Genomic DNA, 18,659 nt, shown 5'->3' with positions numbered 1-18,659 from the left:
TACTCCTAATTTTTTAAAATCATGCGTTTATCAAAAATATCTTGATAACTTAAAGAAAGGTTAAAATTAAGTTAAATTATTAAGTAATATAACATAAATGTTTGTATAAATGTAGTTAATCAGAGATAGTTCCGAATAGAACCTATATGGAAAAAACGCCTACTTATTTTATATTAAATTAATAAGATACAATAAGTTATATGATTTTATTGGCTCTGCAATGGTTTTACATAGCTAATACATTGTTTGTTTATCTGTTATTGAATGTCTTATAAAAGCGACAATCTTTAATAAAATTCTTTTTTGGCATTGTTAATTTTTATTGAGTCTTGCCTTAGAATACATATTCTTAACAATTAATTGGTTTATATATATTTATAAGGGTTTTAAAATTTTTTATTTGGTAAGTTATTAATCAGGTAAAAAAGCAACATTCAAAGCAAGTAATCTTTTATGTTTTAGTTAATAAAATTTTACTTTATCCTGCATCCAACTTTTACGTTGCTGTATTTTACTTTTTGTATGCTTTGATTAGCTTATAAAAAATTTCACCTTATCAGACTTCATCCAAACATAACCAATAGTTTATTAAGAATTCAATAAAGGCGACTTTCAGAACAATCAATATCTGCTGAGGTATTTTATTAAGAACAAGCACGTGACCTAGTTATTTTTTTATCAACTGATGCAAATACTTTAGTTTTTAGATTAGGCAGATACATTTTTAATATTACAAATAAATACTGAATATATTCTTTGGAGCGGATAACGGGACTCGAACCCGTCCGAACTGCTTGGGAAGCAGTTATGCTACCACTACATCATATCCGCAAAAATTTTTTACAGCTTTATTAACTCACATACTTCAGATCAGTGTAATACAATTTATACTCTTTTATCATCAGGAAATCATCAACATTTATATCAGGCTTTATGACTAGTATTTTCTATATATACAAATAAGTCCAGATAAATTCCATTTGTAAATAATTAATCAATTAGGTAAGCATAGCATTTATACTTTTAGTTCATATTTATTCGCTGATAGCCAAATACCAAAATTTTATACATTTATGTATCTACTAAAAATTAAAGTTTATTGTAGACCAATTTTATATGTGTAATACATAATAAATTATATACATTCGCTAATTTATAAAAAGCAATAAGCTTAAAATTTAAGCATACTAACTACCTATTATATTTTGTTCATATGAATTTTTTTGTATTCTGAAAATAAAATTCAATCGTTTGTAATCCATCCTAACAAGCCTGAACCAAGGATTAGCTTACTTTTCAACAACTATATTAATTGTCATACTTTATTGCTTTAGATCCAATATCATGTCGATATTGCATTCCATCAAAATGGATAGGGTTTACAGCTGTATAGGCTTGTTTTTGTGCGGTATGAATATCTGATCCCATTCCCACTACACACAATACGCGGCCACCATTAGTAATCGTTTCACCTTGTGCATTCAATTTTGTACCAGCATGAAAAACTTTGCCAAGCTGATTAGCTACTTCTATACCTGAAATTACAGCACCTTTAAGTGGCGCTTGTGGATAACCATCAGCAGCCAGCACCACACCCACAGCTGCCTGTTCGCTCCATGATGCAGCAATGTTATTTAGTTTTCCTGCTAAAGCTGCTTGTATTAGTTCTACCAAATCACTCTGCAAACGACACATAATAGGCTGAGTTTCCGGGTCACCAAATCTACAATTGAATTCAATCGTATAAGGCGCACCAGATTGATCAATCATCAGACCGGCATATAAAAAACCACGATACGGATGACCGGCTCTTTGCATAGACTGAACTACCGGCAGAATAATTTCATCCATTACTCGTTGATGCACAGCAGCAGAGACCACAGGAGCCGGAGAATAGGCACCCATCCCACCAGTGTTAGGCCCATTATCATGGTCAAGTAAACGTTTGTGATCCTGGCTAGTTGCCATAGGTAAGACATGTTCACCATCTACCATCACAATGAAACTGGCTTCTTCTCCCTGAAGATACTCTTCGATAACAACTCTGGCACCAGCTGTACCCAAAGCATTGTCCAATAGCATATCATCTATTGCCTGATGGGCTTCAGCCAGAGTCATGGCAACTATTACACCTTTACCTGATGCCAGACCATCAGCTTTAATCACAATCGGTGCACCTTTCTGGCTGACATACTGGTGTGCTTGCTTAGCATCAGTGAATGTTTGATATGCTGCGGTGGGAATACCTTCCCTGATCATAAATTCCTTAGCAAAATCCTTGGAACTTTCTAGCTGAGCGCAATAACGGCTTGGACCAAAAACCGCCAGACCAGCAGCAATAAAATCATCCACAATGCCTGCAGCCAAAGGTGCTTCTGGACCAATTACGGTAAACTCAATCTGCTGCTGCCGACAAAAATCAATTAGCTGTTGATGATTAGTGAAGTCAATATTTTGCAGTTTTGGTTCGGTAGCAGTACCGGCATTTCCCGGTGCTACATAAACAGTACTGACTTTAGGCGACTGAGCCAGACGCCATGCTAAAGCATGCTCACGCCCTCCACTACCAATAACCAATAATTTCATACTTATTTCTCCCTTAATATCATTACAATTAGTCAGAATATACTAGCTATTATAAGCATCAATATATCATTTAATTCTCCAGTTTAACATCAATTATGCGCATCTTACGCAAAACAGCCAGAGCATTTTCCAGCCGTCTAAGCGGTATACACACCTGTAGCGAGCAATTCTGCTGTAAGTCCTGTTTCAAAACCTGTGCCTGATGCTGCTTACACCAGCGCAGGGCTTCACTTAAATGAGCATATTCACAATGAAGCTGTAATTGCTGGCAGATATCTTGTTGTATTTTTTCTGCAGCATCAATAGCAGCTGCTGTAACGGTTTTATATGCATGAATTAAACCAGGCACCCCAAGTAAGGTACCACCAAAATAGCGTACAACAGCGACTAAAACATCTGTCACTGCCGCAGAATCAATTTGTCCGAGAATGGGCCTACCAGCACTGCCAGCAGGTTCTCCATCATCATTGGCACGGTATCGGTTGCCATCCACACCTAGACGCCATGCATAACAGCAATGTCGTGCTTTATGGTGCTGCTCTCTTAATATCTGTACATGCTGACGAATTTCTGCTTCATCTTGTACGGGCCAAGCAAACCCTAGAAAGCGACTGCCTTTATCTTTAAATTCTGCCTGAGCCGGTGTAGCCAGCGTTGTATACTGATAAACTTCTTTCATGTCTGTACCAAAGCCTGTTTAATAGCAGCGATAAAGGTATCCACTTGTTTTTCTGTTGTATCAAAACTGGTCATCCACCGTACTTCACCTTTGCTTTCATCCCAATCATAAAAATGAAATTGTTGATGTAGCTTGGCACGTGCATGTGCAGGTAACACAGCAAACACAGCATTGGCCTGCGTCTGCTGAGTAACAGTAATTTCCTCAATTTCATCTAGTGCATTCGCTAGACGGGTAGCCATCTGATTACTATTAGCAGCCAGATTCAGCCACAGATCATGCTCAAACCATGCCAAAAACTGAGCAGAAATAAACCGCATTTTAGCACCCAGCTGAGCATTAATTTTACGCAGATACGGCATAGATGCATGTGTATCTGGATGCATACTGATAATACACTCTCCCTGTAACAGGCCATTTTTAGTCCCGCCCAGATTAAGCATATCTACACCAGTAGCCGTAATCATGGTTTTAACATCTGTATTTTCTGCAACCAGTGCATTCGCCAGACGCGCACCATCAACATATAATTTCATATTATGCTGATGACAGTAATCAGATAAAGCCCGAATCTCAGCCACACTATAACAAGTCCCCAATTCAGTGGACTGGCTGATGTATACCACTGCTGGTTGCGCTCGATGCTCTACACCAAAACCCCATGCCTGTTTGGATACCAATTGCGTGGTTAATTTACCATCTGCAGTAGGAATGGTTAGCAACTTTACACCGGCCAAATGTTCTGGTGCCACGCCTTCGTCACACTGAATATGTGCACTTTCGGCACATATCACCGCACCCCAGCGAGGCAATAGCGACTGCAATGCAGTTACGTTGGCTCCCGTTCCATTAAAGACGGGGAATGCTTCAGCCGTTTCCCCAAATAACTGTTTTATTTTTTGTTGAAGAGCTAGGGTATAAACATCAGCTCCATATGCTGGCTGATGTCCTTCATTAGCCACTAGCAAAGCCTGCATAATTTCTGGGTGTACGCCTGCATAATTATCTGAAGCAAAGGCAAAACTTTGTTTATCATGTAAACAATTCATCGTATATAGCCTATTAATTTCTTTGATATCTCATTAAAATTGCCTGAATAGAACCTATTCAGGCAATTTTTAGAATCAGACAATCTTATCTATCCGAAAATAGCATTAATTCAAGATAGTTTCCATTAATTCTGCTTTATTCACACAATACAGTAATGTTTCACGTGAAACATTAGCAAATTTTTTTAATGCTTTAATGCAAAATTGATTTTAACTGTGCAATTAATTCTGGAACAGCTGTATTCAAATCAGCAACCAAACCATAATCTGCTACATTAAAAATGGGAGCTTCTGTATCTTTATTAATGGCAACAATAATTTTACTATCCTTCATACCAGCCAGATGTTGAATAGCACCCGATACGCCGATAGCTATATACAAATCAGGAGCAACTACTTTACCCGTTTGCCCTACCTGATAATCATTTGGCGCATAGCCAGCATCCACAGCAGCACGTGAAGCACCAATAGCTGCATTCAAAATATCTGCTAACGGATTCAAAAGAAGAGCAAAATTTTCTTCACTACCTAAGCCTCTCCCGCCACTAACAACTATTTTAGCAGTGGTGAGATCTGGATGTTCAGATTTTGTTAACTTTCGGCCAATAAAACGGCTTAGGTTTGGTACTTCCACCGGTGTGATCTGTTCTTTGAGTGCTTGGCCTCCAGTTGCTTCAGCCAATGGAAAAGCAGTGGTTCGAATGGTGAGGATCTGTTTGAGCTGTTCACTTCGTATGGTCTGATAAGCATTACCGGCGTAAATTGGGTGGACGAAAGTGGAAGAGTCAATGATTGCTGTCACATCAGATATGGGCTCACAATCTAATAATGCAGCCACGCGAGGCAGTAAATTTTTACCAAAACTAGTGGCAGAAGCTATTATATGACTATAAGACTCAGAAAGTTGTACTATTAAAGGAGCTAAAGTTTCTGCCAGTGGATGAGCATAAATACAGGCATCTGCAAATATCACTTTTCGTACACCGCAGATTTTCTGTGCCTGAGCCACAACATCTGCTACTTCATATCCCGCAACTAAAATATCCACATCGCCCAATTGCTTTCCTGCTGTTACGGCATGCAACGTAGCTTCATCTATACATGACTGCTGATGTTCAGCAATAATTAATACAGACATTTATATCTCCTTTAAATAACCTTAGCTTCATGATGTAGTTTATCAACTAATTCACTTACATCAGCTACTTTGATACCCGCCTTACGCTCTGGCGGTTCGGTTACTTTCAGCTGAATCAGCCGCGAAGAAATATCCACACCTAGTTCGACTACCGTTTTTTTCTCCAGCGGTTTCTTTTTAGCCTGCATAATGTTAGGTAATTTAATATAGCGAGGTTCATTCAGGCGCAAATCAACGCTAATTACGGCTGGCAATGTAAGTGCCACTTCTTCCTGCCCACCATCAATTTCACGCGTTACCAATACTTTATCAGAATTTAATTCAATTTTACTGGCAAACGTACCCTGAGAAACCTTCATTAAAGCTGATAGCATTTGTGCCGTCTGGTTGGCATCATCATCTATTGCCTGTTTTCCCAGCAAAAACAATTGCGGCTGTTCTTTGTCTGCTACAGCTTTTAACAACTTGGCCACTGCAAGTGGCTGAAGTTTTTCATTGGTTTCAATATGTATGGCACGATCAACGCCCATTGCTAAAGCTGTTCGCAAGGTTTCTTCACATTGCTTTACCCCAATTGATACCGCCACTACTTCAGAGGCTTTTCCTGCTTCTTTTAAACGCACTGCTTCTTCAACAGCAATTTCATCAAAAGGATTCATTGACATTTTAACATTGCCAATATCCACATCTGATTCATCAGCTTTAACGCGTACCTTTACGTTATAGTCAACAACACGCTTTATTGCTACCAATATTTTCATCAGAACTATCCCTAGATTAATCAAAACCAGCAACAATCTTAGGTGTTACCAGCATTCTGATTACAGAATAACCATCTTAAAATGGATAAATCAGTCAAATTAAATAATTATACTGCTATCTTCTTTCCTAATAACTCGACATGGTATCAGAAATATAAACACACTGCCGATAAACCACTATTAACTACCTGTTTGTCTGGCAATGAACAGAATCTAATAGCATTTAATAGAATTTTATTTATGAGATTTTATTAAACTTTGAGTGTTTATTACTTTAAAAAATTTCCCTTTTAATCACAAATAAAGTGGCATGGTTTAACGTTAAATAATAGAAAATTTTTATGTCCAAGTTTGTTACCTACATCCACAAACAAAATCATAATTTGGGAAATAATTTTCTAATATAAATTTAGTATTCAACCTCTACCCTACTCTTTTTATTTATCAACATACAGTATTCAATTATTATCCTTATTTCCCAAAATCAAAGCTTTGATTTTAGAAGGCTGATACTTTTTATTTTATTAATCAGAACTGAATTTAGCTAAGAATCCATCAGTCAGCATAGATAATAAATTATCTATATTACATTGAATTTGTTTAAGTTATATTGGAAAACTTCAGACTTATAGCATAACATTTTATTCAAATAATTTGAATTGGCTATGTACATCGGAAACAGGCTAGCTATTTTCTATTTATTACAAAAATATATAAATAAAACAATTTATTATATCAATATCCACAACTTATATACAGATATATACACTGATTCCCGTACAATATGCTCAAGTGAATAAATATGTATTTAGTATGATTTCTCATTCTTGTGAAGTATCCAAAGGATATTGGTCAATCCAGCCAATTGGATATATTACTTCTCCCTATAAACAGAAATTTGGTGTAGCCAGGCAGCCTGGTCTTGTTCCAGCTGCTTTGGCATATATAGACTTATCCAAAGAATTCACAGCTGATTGTGTACGCGGACTAGAAGATTATGAATATATCTGGGTACAGTTTATTTTTCATGCCACCGTGAAAGAAGGTTGGCAGTCATTAATTCGTCCACCTAAATTGGGAGGTAAAGAAAAAAAAGGGATTTTTGCGACTCGTAGCCCACATCGACCAAATCATCTAGGTTTATCATTGGTGAAACTGGAACGAATCGAATGTAATAAACATGTTCGTATACACATCAGTGGTGTGGATTTTTTAGATCAGACACCAGTTATTGATATCAAACCTTATATTCCTTTTGTTGAGGCGAAGCCTCATGCACGTTGTGGTTTTGCTCGTGAACATGAAAAGCTGAGAGTGTACTGGTCACCAGAAGCTTTACAACAAGTAAGATTATTTTCTTTAGATACAAAACATTATGATTTAATTAATCAGAGTTTAGCTCATGATCCAAGACCAGCTCATCAATCTAAATCTAATAAGATTTTTGTAGTGAATCTTTTTGATTGGGATGTGCTTTTCAGAGTAATCGATAATATTGTAGAAATAACAGGAATACGTGAGCATGTAAAAACTTAATTTATTATTCTAATAAAAATATAAATAATAAAATGATGAAGACAAAGACGAAGCCATACATTCTGTGGATAACTTAAAATATCTATATTTATCATGTGTTTAATTGTTGATAAGTTAAAATCTTGATTTGGGAATATTTTGTGGATTATGTGGATAACCTTTGCGAAATTTTTGTTTGCTGTGGAAAACTCATTGGAATGAACCTTGATAGCAATAATTTATCCACTGTTTGGCAGAATTCATTACTGCCATAAGAAAATTTCGTTACCATAAGGTATGCAGATTAGTCAGGAAAAAATATGTTGCAACGGACATTAGCGAAAAGCATTAGTGTAACTGGTGTGGGTTTGCATTCGGGAGAGCGCGTCAGACTCGGATTACATCCGGCTGCTTTTAATACAGGGATACGTTTTCGGCGGATAGATTTGACCGGTGAACAAGGCCGTATTGTGCAACTGACACCAGAACTGATTAACGATACCCGCCTTTCTTCGACTGTTGTGACAGAAGATGGCATTCGTATTGGTACCATTGAGCATATCATGTCCGCATTTGCTGCCTATGGAATTGATAATATTCTGGTAGAGTTGAACGCACCGGAAATTCCCATTATGGATGGGTCTAGTTTACCTTTTATTTATTTATTACAGGATGCAGGCGTAGTTGATCAGTCTGTAGAAAAGCGCTTTTTACGTATTAAAGAGACGGTAACACTTGTAGAAAAGGATAAATGGGTGAAATTTACTCCATATGAAGGATTTCAGGTAACTTTGACCATAGATTTTGATCATCCAGTGTTTAACCGCAGTAATCAGACTTTTAAGATTGATTTTTCGGGGCAATCTTATATCGATGAAATTTCGCGGGCACGAACTTTCGGATTTATGCAGGAAGTAGAACTGATGCGTAGTCACAATCTGGGATTGGGAGGAAATTTAAACAATGCGATAGTGATTGACGATATGGATATTCTTAATCCTGAAGGCTTGCGTTATCCAGATGAATTTGTACGCCATAAGATTCTGGATGCAATTGGTGACTTGTATGTACTGGGCCATCCAATTATCGGAGCTTTTGAGGGCTATAAATCTGGGCATGCTATTAATAATGCACTTTTACGGCAACTACTTAATCAGCCAGAAGCATATGAATGGGTAACTTTTCCGCATAATCGGCTACTGCCTTCGGCATTTCATCACTTACCTCAGGTAGCATGAAACTACTGAATTTAAAATCAGCTAAAGAATATGTTGCAATGGGTAAGAAAATTTGAATACAATAACTGATATAATTTGGCCTAATTTCTAATTTTTGCAGGATAAGAGAATGAACTATCAGGCTGTGGTAGCACAATTGTTAAACGTAGAAGGTGCACTAGCAGCTGCAGTGGTTGATTATGATAATGGTATGCTGATGGCTGGCAGTGCCATCAATAAAATAGATTTGGAAATTGCCGCAGCCAGCAGTACAGAAGTTATCCGCTCTAAAATCAAAACCATGCAGATGCTGGAATTGAACGATGAAATTGAGGATATTCTTATTACTGTCGGACATCAATATCATCTTATCCGACCGCTAAAAAAATTAGGTAGCCTGTTTTTATATTCTGTACTGGATAGTAATCGTGCTACTTTGGCTTTGTCACGTCGCGCTTTAATAGATGTTGAAAAAGAAATGGAACATTGATTTTATTTGGTAAATTCATATTAATCCCAATTCGGGTTTTTTTGGAAATTTACATATTTAAATATGATAATTAAATAAATTTATGATGAAACTTTTAAAAATTTCATCAACAGATATTTTTGGTAATAGAGTTCATATTTAGTAAGCTTGAAATGAAATTCACTTTATTTAATATCATAACTATCAAATTATATTATTGAAATTATCATTGTTATTTATATAAAATCAAGATTCTCTGATGTATGTGAAATTACAGATTCATCGCTTAGTTCTTCTCAATCAAAATGACTTTATAATATGAGTAAATCATTTCATCTACAAATAACATTTATGTAATCTAAAAAGATAGCTTATCAAATACATACATGTTTTTAATTGGTTAAATAAAGAAGAATAAATATAAATTACAAAATTAAAAATACAATATCAATATATCATTCTTATTTCATTTGCTTACCCTCATTTAAACATTCATTTCCTGGAATAAATGTTTTTCTAAATTTATGTAATTATTAAGTGTTAACAACAAGGGTACTGTGGTTAGAATAAGACAATAATAACATTTAAACAAAGTATTTCAACAGTCCTTAGTTTGATGAGACTTAGTGATATATATAAAAATATCTTTATTTTCATTATGTTGCATAAAGCGATAAAAATAATTTAATTAATACTGTTAAATACTATTCGGTCTCGTTTACTACATCCAAACAAATATTTATGTTATATTACTTAAAGATTTAACTTGAGTTTTAACTTTATTTTAAGTTATCCAGAATTTTGTTTGACGGCATGATTTCTAATCAGGAGTAAACCAATTGAATAAAATATATCGTGCTATATGGAATGAAACGACCCAGACTTGGGTAGCTGCTTCCGAACTAGCTAAAAGCAAAACCAAGTCTGATACAGTTTCCTTATTACCTGCTGCCAACAAAGGCGGCAGTAAATCTAAACTGAATATCCTTTCCAAACTGGGTGTTATTACTGCGGTTTTAAATTTATCAATATTTGTTCCAAGTGCGTATGCTTCTAATGCAGCAATTGTTGGTGGAACTAATAGAGGTACTGACGGTGCACCCCAAAGCTATCCATACGGCAGTCATGGTTCTATGGTAATTAATGGAGCTAATGACCTTAACGCTACAGGTAGTGCTGCCTATCCTTATACATGTGGTGCAGATGAAGTTGTAGGAAGAGGAGATCCAAACCGCACTATTTCAGGCACAAGTATCAGTGCTCTAGATGAATACCTGCGGTTTGCCCAGAATCAGACTTTTCAAAATAATGGGGTAGGTACCAAGTATACTCCTTATGGTACAACTACCACTTCTGTAGATGCTAGCACAGACGGTATTACAACTACAGGCACCTCCGGTATGCAGGGATTATTAACAGGCGGTGCTAAAAGTAAAATGCCTGTAGCATATGGTGTATATTCTTTTGTTTCTGGTTGTGGTGCCTATGCATCAGGTAATTATTCTGTAGCTTTTGGTACCAATGCTACGGCAACAGCTGGTGGTGCAATGGCTATCGGTACAGCGGCTCTTGCCTCTGGACGCGCGGCAGTTGCCTTCGGTATTGGCGCTCAGGCTACTGGTGTATCTAGTGTGGCTTTAGGCTCTGTGGCTTCGTCTGATGGCGTGGGTAGTGTGGCTGCTGGTTTGATGTCTCAAGCCAGCGCAGATGGTACGGTGGCTTTAGGTGTACAGTCTCAGGCCAAAAAAGATTCTGCTCTTGCCATCGGTAATTCAGCTCAGGCAAATGCGGAGCAGAGTATCAGTATTGGTTCAGCTAATCAGGTGAATGGTAAAGGTTCCGGAGCTATTGGTGGTTCCGGTACTACTACAGGCTTTAACAGTACAGATGGTACCCAGACTACTGCTGCAACCGGTGTAACTATAGTCAACGGTGAAGGAACTTATTCTTTTGGTAATCAGAACGGTACGATTGCCGCTGATAATACTGGTATTTTTGGTAATAAAAATACTATCCAGACTGATCCAGAAGGAATTAGTAAAGCTGATAACATAAGAATTCTGGGTAGCAGTAATACTGTTTCTGCACAAGCCACTGGAGCAATGATTGTTGGTAATACGGCTAATATAAGTGCAGCCAATGCTTTGGCATTGGGTAATAATACTCAGGTAAGTGGTACCAATGGCGTAGCAATTGGTCAGGGTGCTTCTGCCAAATCTGATGATAGTATTGCTTTAGGTAGTGGTTCTGTCGCTTCTACTTCAAAAGGTGTGGCTGGGTATAATCCATCAACAAGTGTCTCCCGTGATGCTGCAACAGCTTCACCTGTATGGAACAGTACAGCAAATGCTGTAGCAATTGGGGACGTTGCTTCGGGCTTGACTCGACAGATTACTGGACTTGCTGCTGGTACACAAGATACAGATGCAGTGAATGTAGCTCAGCTTAAAAGTCTGGGCACGTCCACATCAACCAGTCTGAGTTCACTTTCTTCGTCTACATCAACCGGATTGTCAACTACAAACAGTAATTTAACTGATTTTCTGGCATCTGCTTCTACATCAATAAGTACAACTACAAGTAATCTAACTGATCTGACAAACAGTATTACCACTCGTTTTAATCAAGCAAATTCTGATATCACTTCCTTGAATACTTCAGCATCTACGGGAATTAAGCACCTTCAGGAAGATGCGTTGCAATGGAATACAAAAGAATTGGCTTATGATGCATCTCATGCAGCCAGTGGAGCAAAAACAGCAAGAATCATTAATGTTAGTGCTGGTGATATTACTGCACCGGGTTCGACAGATGCTGTGAACGGTGGACAATTATACGCTACTAATACAGAGTTAGCTTCATTAAGCACATCTTCATTGGGCAGCATCAGTAGTGCAGTAGCCAATTTTAATTCAACTTCAGTTTCTGTTAGCACAACGCTGTCGTCTTCTGTAAATCAGTTGAATACTCTTGTAACCAGTACGTCCACTAGTCTGAGCCAGCTGAATATTGATGCACTGCAATTGAAAAACGGTATGTATGATGCCAGCCGTAATGGTGAAGCACAAAAAATTACCAATATTGCAGCCGGCGATATTTCTAAAGCTACATCTACAGATGTAGTTAACGGTGGGCAGTTGTTTACAACTAATTCTAGTCTCAGCCGGTTGTCTACTTCAACCAGCCAAAGTATTCAGGACGCAAATACTAAAAGAGACTCACTATCTACATCTGTTGGTACAGTACTGGATACCACTAATAAGACTATTTCTTCATTGTCTGTGGCTACTGGAAACAGTATTGGCCATCTTAGTGATGTGGCTTTGCAGCTTAATGGTGATGTTTATGATGCCAGCTATGGAGGTTCAAATCGTAAGGTAACTAATGTTGCTGCTGGTGACATCAGCAAGGCTACATCATCAGATTTGGTTACTGGCGGACAATTATTTACCACTAATAAAAGTATCAGTACTTTAGCATCAACAACAAGTTCAGACCTACAGTCTGCAAACGCTGATTTGTCTTCTTTATCAACCAGTATTGATACTAATATTACTACCTTATCTACTGCACTATCCAGCCGTGTGGATAATGTAGTGTCTAACATTAACACTAATCTGGGTAATGTTAGCACTAGTTTATCAAGCGTGCAGAGTTCTACTTCTACAGGTATTAAAAATCTGAAATCTGATGCTTTACAATGGGATGATAACTTAAAAGCATTTAGTGCCCTGCGTGGCAGCAGCCCTCAAAAAATTACTCAGGTTGCCGCGGGTGATATTACATCTGTCGCTTCTACTGATGCTGTCAATGGTGCTCAGCTATATACGACTAATTCAAATCTGACAGTTTTATCCGGTAGTGTTTCAACTGGATTGTCTCAGCTTTCAGATCAGATAATTTCTTCAACCACTGCAGATATTAATAAAGTTTCTCTGGTAGCTGGTACTATTAGTAATAGTGTTACTGGGCTGCAGAGTAATGCATTGCTGTGGAAAGAAGGTGCGTATGATGCTAGACATGGTGATGTGGATCAGAAGATCACTCATGTTAAAGCAGGTAGTACTGATCAGGCTTCCACTGATGCGATTAATGGTGGTCAGCTGTACAGTCTTTCCACTGTTACGGCTGGCAAATTAGCGAGTACTACTTCAACAGTTAATTCCAGTCTGGCAGATACCAGCACTAAATTAACTGCTGTGAAAGATCAGGCGCTTTTGTGGAATTCAGAAAAAACTGCTTATGATGCCAGCCGCAGTGGTAATGCTCAGAAGATTACAGGGGTAGCAGGCGGCGATCTGACAGCAGATTCCAGTGAAGTGGTTATTGGCGCTCAGTTATACACAACTAATACCACTCTAGATACATTGTCTTTATCAACTACGAATAGTTTAAGTAGCCTGAATACTGCATTACAGAATTCTTCTAAGTCTGTAATCAGCAGCTTATCGTCTGCAGTAGGTGATAGCCAGGCAGATATTGCTAATCTGCAGAAAAATGCCTTGCAATGGAGTGTTGCTGATAAAGCATACAGTGCCAGAAATGGTGGCGAAAATCAGCGTATTACCAATGTAATGGATGGCACACTTGCAGCTAATTCAACAGATGTAGCAACAGGTAGACAGTTGTATACGCTTTCTAGCTCTACGGTAGAAAGTCTAAACAGCTTATCTACTTCATTAGAAGGCTTGTCTGCAAAAGGAATACAAAGTCTGTCTACTATTCTCAGTACTGGTCTGCAATCTGCCAATACAAATATTTCAGCTTTGCAAAAAGATGCTTTGCAATGGAATAATGATATTGGTGCTTATGATGCTAGCCATGGTTTGGCCAATACCACACAGAGAATTACTAATGTAGCAGATGGCATACTTAGCGCTGATTCAAGTGATGTGGTTACAGGTAAGCAGCTTTTTGCAACCAATACTAGTGTTAGTAGTTTGACTGACAAACTGAATAATGGACTACAAAGCTTATCTGGTTCTGCTTCTACCGGTCTAGATAATATTTCAGCAAATCTGAATAAATCCCTGTCTACAGGTTTGACTTCTCTCTCTACTGCTGCTGAAAACAGTCTGACTACAACCAATACTAATTTAAATTCATTAAAGCAGAATGCATTGCAGTGGAATAATACTGTAAATGCTTATGATGCCAGTCATGGTGCTACAAATGAAAAACAGAGAATTACCAATGTAGCTGATGGTAGTGCCACAGCAGGCTCCAGCGATGTTGTTACCGGTGGCCAGTTGTATACTACCAATACCGCAGTCAGTGGCTTGTCTACTAGTATGTCTACTGGATTAAATACATTATCTACTGCCACTAGTAATAATTTGATCGATCTGACTAATACTCTGGATAACTCACTGAAATCTGGACTAAGATCATTATCTACAACTTTGGATAATAATCTGGCTTCTACCAGTGCTAATGTGGCAGCATTACAGAAGAATGCTTTACAATGGAATAGTACTGCCAGTGCTTATGATGCTAGCCACGGTGCGATAGGTGGATCAGAAAAAATCACTAATGTGGCCGATGCCTCTTTAGGAGCTAATTCAAGTGACGTAGTCACTGGTGGCCAGTTGTATACTACTAATAGTACTTTGAGCGATATATCTAGCAGTACTTTTAATACTCTTGGTTCGATTTCATCATCAGCCTCAACCGGTATCAGTAGTATATCCACAGCTTTGAACAATTTTGCTGATAGTAAAATCAGTAGTTTGTCTAGTAGTTTTGACGCTAAGCTGACTGCAACCAATACCAGCCTTTCAACTCTGCAGCAAAATGCATTGCTGTGGAATGGTGATTTGAAAGCCTATGATGCTACTCATAATGGACAGGCTCAGCGGATTACTAATGTTTTGGATGGAAATGCCGTAGCTGGTTCCAGCGATGTGGTTACTGGTGGTCAGCTGTTTACCACTAATAGTAATCTTACAAGTTTGTCTGGAAGTGTTAGTACTACATTTGGTGAATTATCTAGTTCGCTTCAGGATATCAGCAACAATAGTCTTGCTGGTTTGAAAGACGAATTAAATAAAACCAATATCAAACTGAATGATCTGACTACCTCAACCTCAACTTCTCTTCAGACTACCAATTCCAATATTGGTGTGCTGCAGCAAAATACCTTATTGTGGAATAAGGATCTGAATGGTGGTCAAGGTGCTTATGATGCAAGTCATAATGGTATCTATCAGCGTATTACTAATGTTAAGGATGGCATTTTAAGTGCAGATTCAAGTGATGTAGTTACTGGTGGCCAGTTGTTTACAACCAATACTAATGTTAGCAAACTGTCTGGTAGCATAAGCTCGATCTCAGACAGTGTGGTAAATGGTTTAAGCAGCTTGTCTTCTTCTCTAACTGAGATGAATACTAATAATCTGGCCAGCCTTTCAACTGGTTTGAACGATACCAATAACAGGCTAACTGAATTATCTACTACTGCTTCCAGCAGCTTGAAATTAACTAACGCTAATGTGAATACATTGCAGCAGAACGCATTGCTGTGGAATGATAGTTTAGGTAATGGTGGTGCCTACGATGCCCGTCATGGTACGGCAGGTGCTTTAGGTAAGATTACCAATGTTGCTGCAGGTACACTTGCGCAGGATTCCAGTGATGTAGCGACTGCTGGCCAGTTGTTTACAACCAATACCAAAATATCTAGCCTTTCAAACAGTGTTAGCACAGGATTTGACAATTTTTCATCTTCTTTAAGCACGATTGTCAAAGCCGGTGGTGTATCTAGTCTTTCAACTGTTACCGAGGTGATTAGTGGCAAAGTAAGCCAGCTGCAGCAGAACGCGTTGCAGTATAATTCTGCTCTGACAGGTTATGATGCTAGCCATGCTACTGGCAAGCCAGCTAAAATTACCCGTGTTGCAGAAGGTGCTGAAACAGTAGATTCAAGTGATGTGATTACTGGCGCACAACTGTATCGTGCTTCCTCAGGATATTCTACCAGCTTGGCAAATGTATCTCGCTCACTATCATCTGGTTTGAATTCAGCCCAACAGACATTAGATAGCCTGTCTACGTCTTGGCCGGAAAAACTAAACAATCTGTCTACTAGTACTTCCACTACTTTCAGTAGCTTGTCTACTACGGTATCGAATGCTTTCAACAGCTTGTCCTCTACGACATCAAACAGTGTAGCTATTCTGTCTTCTAGCTTCTCTACTGGGCTGAGCGGCTTATCTACAAGTGTTTCAAACAATATTGCTAATCTTTCTACTGTTACTCAAAATAGTCTGAGTAGTTTGTACAATAGTTCATCCACTACACTAGGACGCCTGAGCAGCACTGTGAGCTCAACTACTAGTACCGTAGCTGGATTACAGCAGGATGCTCTTCAGTGGAAAAATGGTAGCTATAGTGCAGATCATGGTACAGATAAGCCACAGAAAATCACTAATGTAGCTGCCGGCAACGTAGCTCCTGATTCAACTGATGCAGTTAATGGTACTCAGTTGTACAACCTTTCTACCGGCATCAGAACAACGGTAGATAATCGCTATACAAGTCTTTCTACTATATTAGGTAATAGTGTTAGCACTGTTAGCAGTAAACTGGATACTTTCACTGCTAATACAACGAACAGCCTGAATAAACTAGATACCGATCTTAGCTCCACGACAGCCAAAGTTTCTGCTCTGCAAGATAATGCCCTACTTTGGAACAATTCGCTGTCAGCTTATGATGCCGGACATGGTGGCACAGCGCAGCGTATTACTAATGTAGCTGCGGGCTTGGTAGCTCTGAATTCTACCGATGCAGTAAACGGTGGCCAGTTGTATACATTGTCTAGCTCCACTTCAGCCGGACTAAGCAGTTTGTCTACTAATCTGAATGAAGTGACTAAAAATCAGCTGGGTAGTTTGTCTACCATTGTGATTAACAGCCTTAGTACGGTAACCGATAATATCGGCAGCCTTTCTACCGGCTTAAGTAAGATTAATGGTAATGTCACTTCATTGCAGGCAGATGCGTTGCAGTGGAATAAAACTAAAGGTGCTTACGTAGCTGATCATGGTACAGGTCAGGCACAGAATATTACTCAGGTAGCTGCAGGTTCCATAGCTGCAAATTCTACTGATNAACGGTGCTCAGATGTATAACTTGTCCACCAGTACAACAGCCAGTGTCAATACTTTGAATCAAAGTCTGAGCTCTACTAATGTAGCGTTAAATACACTGTCTACAGCCTATGGCACTAGCCTGAGTACACTTACAACAGGCCTGAGTAGCACTAAAGATGCGCTGAATCAGTTGTCTGATACAACGACAAACAGCATTACTGGCATCAACAACAGTCTAAGCAGCCTAACCAGTACGACTTCTTCCAATCTACAGATTTTGGATAAAGGATTACAGGCAGCTAATGCTAGTGTATCTTCATTGCAGGCCAATGCGCTGCTGTGGAATGCAGGCAAGGGTGTGTACGATGCTAGTCGAAATGGAGAAGCCAAAGTACTGAGTGGCATCGGTGCTGGTGCAGTCAATGCAGCTTCAACTGAAGCTATTAACGGCGGACAATTCTATAGTCTGTCTACGGTAACTGCGGCAGGCTTGAACAGTACCAATAGCAATCTGAGCACGCTGAGTAGCAGTACAGCAACAGGCTTGGCTGGTTTAACTGCTAGCTTAAGCAGCACCAATCAAAATCTGACGACGCTGAAGGCTAATACCTTGCAATGGAATGGTTCACTTTCAGCTTATGATGCTGGTCGTGATGGTACTGCACAGCGCATTACCAATATTAGCGCCGGACGTCTTGCTGCAGACTCTACCGATGCAGTAAATGGAAGCCAGCTGTATACATTATCTAACTCCACCTCAACCGGACTAAGCAGCTTGTCTACTAATCTGAATGAGGTGACAAAAAATCAGCTGGGTAGTCTGTCTACTATAGTGACAAACAGTCTCAGTACGGTAACGGAAAATGTAAGCAGCCTGTCTACAGGTCTGAGAGAAACCAATACTAATGTAGCAGCCTTGCAGCAAAATGCATTACAGTGGAATAGTGTGAGCGGTGCTTTTGATGCAACCCGTAATGGCCATGCTCAGAAATTGACCGGTATTGCTGGTGGAGATATTAGCGCTGTTTCAAGNGCGCCCAGATGTACAGCTTGTCTACTCTGACACAGGCAGGACTGAGCAGTAGCAGTACGGGGCTGAGCAGCTTAAGTAGTGTTACATCGGCAGGTTTGTCTACTGTCAATGAACGAGTA

At 38.8% G+C, this 18,659-nt stretch carries 10 protein-coding genes and 1 tRNA gene; 5 read left to right on the top strand and 6 right to left on the bottom strand.

Features of this window, described 5'->3' with window-relative positions; translation table 11 throughout:
* Positions 1-757: 757 nt before the first annotated feature.
* From J3U75_RS05755 to J3U75_RS05730, 6 genes are all read right to left on the bottom strand, one after another.
* Positions 758-831 (bottom strand) — tRNA-Gly (locus J3U75_RS05755).
* Between the two features lie 477 nt (positions 832-1,308).
* Entirely contained in the window at positions 1,309-2,586 is a 1,278-nt protein-coding gene (gene purD / locus J3U75_RS05750) for a phosphoribosylamine--glycine ligase (protein ID WP_267390978.1), read from the bottom strand.
* Between the two features lie 70 nt (positions 2,587-2,656).
* On the bottom strand, positions 2,657-3,265 hold the full coding sequence (locus tag J3U75_RS05745; RefSeq protein ID WP_267390977.1) for an IMPACT family protein: 609 nt from the start codon (positions 3,263-3,265) through the stop codon (positions 2,657-2,659).
* Positions 3,262-4,314: a threonine aldolase family protein gene (locus tag J3U75_RS05740; protein ID WP_267390976.1), complete on the bottom strand. Its 1,053-nt coding sequence runs from the start codon at positions 4,312-4,314 to the stop codon at positions 3,262-3,264. Before J3U75_RS05740 ends, J3U75_RS05745 begins: the two co-directional genes overlap by 4 nt.
* 193 nt (positions 4,315-4,507) lie before the next feature.
* Positions 4,508-5,452, bottom strand: a complete 945-nt coding sequence (locus J3U75_RS05735; protein WP_267390975.1) for an electron transfer flavoprotein subunit alpha/FixB family protein — start codon at positions 5,450-5,452, stop codon at positions 4,508-4,510.
* 11 nt (positions 5,453-5,463) lie between these two features.
* On the bottom strand, positions 5,464-6,213 hold the full coding sequence (locus J3U75_RS05730) for an electron transfer flavoprotein subunit beta/FixA family protein (RefSeq protein ID WP_267390974.1): 750 nt from the start codon (positions 6,211-6,213) through the stop codon (positions 5,464-5,466).
* Between the two features lie 813 nt (positions 6,214-7,026).
* Between J3U75_RS05730 and tsaA the strand changes: the two genes are divergently transcribed.
* The 5 genes from tsaA to J3U75_RS05705 all read left to right on the top strand — a co-directional run bounded on the left by tsaA (position 7,027) and on the right by J3U75_RS05705 (position 18,570).
* Complete coding sequence (gene tsaA / locus J3U75_RS05725; protein WP_267390972.1) at positions 7,027-7,749, top strand: tRNA (N6-threonylcarbamoyladenosine(37)-N6)-methyltransferase TrmO; 723 nt, start codon at positions 7,027-7,029, stop codon at positions 7,747-7,749.
* Between the two features lie 299 nt (positions 7,750-8,048).
* Positions 8,049-8,966: a UDP-3-O-acyl-N-acetylglucosamine deacetylase gene (gene lpxC, locus J3U75_RS05720; RefSeq protein ID WP_267390971.1), complete on the top strand. Its 918-nt coding sequence runs from the start codon at positions 8,049-8,051 to the stop codon at positions 8,964-8,966.
* Between the two features lie 109 nt (positions 8,967-9,075).
* Positions 9,076-9,435, top strand: a complete 360-nt coding sequence (locus tag J3U75_RS05715; protein ID WP_100141037.1) for a hypothetical protein — start codon at positions 9,076-9,078, stop codon at positions 9,433-9,435.
* Positions 9,436-10,253: 818 nt separating this feature from the next.
* Positions 10,254-17,546, top strand: coding sequence for an ESPR-type extended signal peptide-containing protein (locus tag J3U75_RS05710; RefSeq protein WP_267390970.1), 7,293 nt, complete (start codon positions 10,254-10,256; stop codon positions 17,544-17,546).
* Entirely contained in the window at positions 17,539-18,570 is a 1,032-nt protein-coding gene (locus J3U75_RS05705) for a hypothetical protein (RefSeq protein WP_267390969.1), read from the top strand. The genes J3U75_RS05710 and J3U75_RS05705 overlap by 8 nt, the downstream gene beginning before the upstream one ends.
* Positions 18,571-18,659: the final 89 nt, after the last annotated feature.

Origin of the sequence: Snodgrassella sp. B3088 (assembly GCF_026535815.1) — a bacterium.
Classification (GTDB): Bacteria; Pseudomonadota; Gammaproteobacteria; order Burkholderiales; family Neisseriaceae; genus Snodgrassella; species Snodgrassella alvi_E.
Note: the sequence above shows the minus strand (reverse complement) of the source record. Positions and strands in the feature narration are given on the sequence as shown.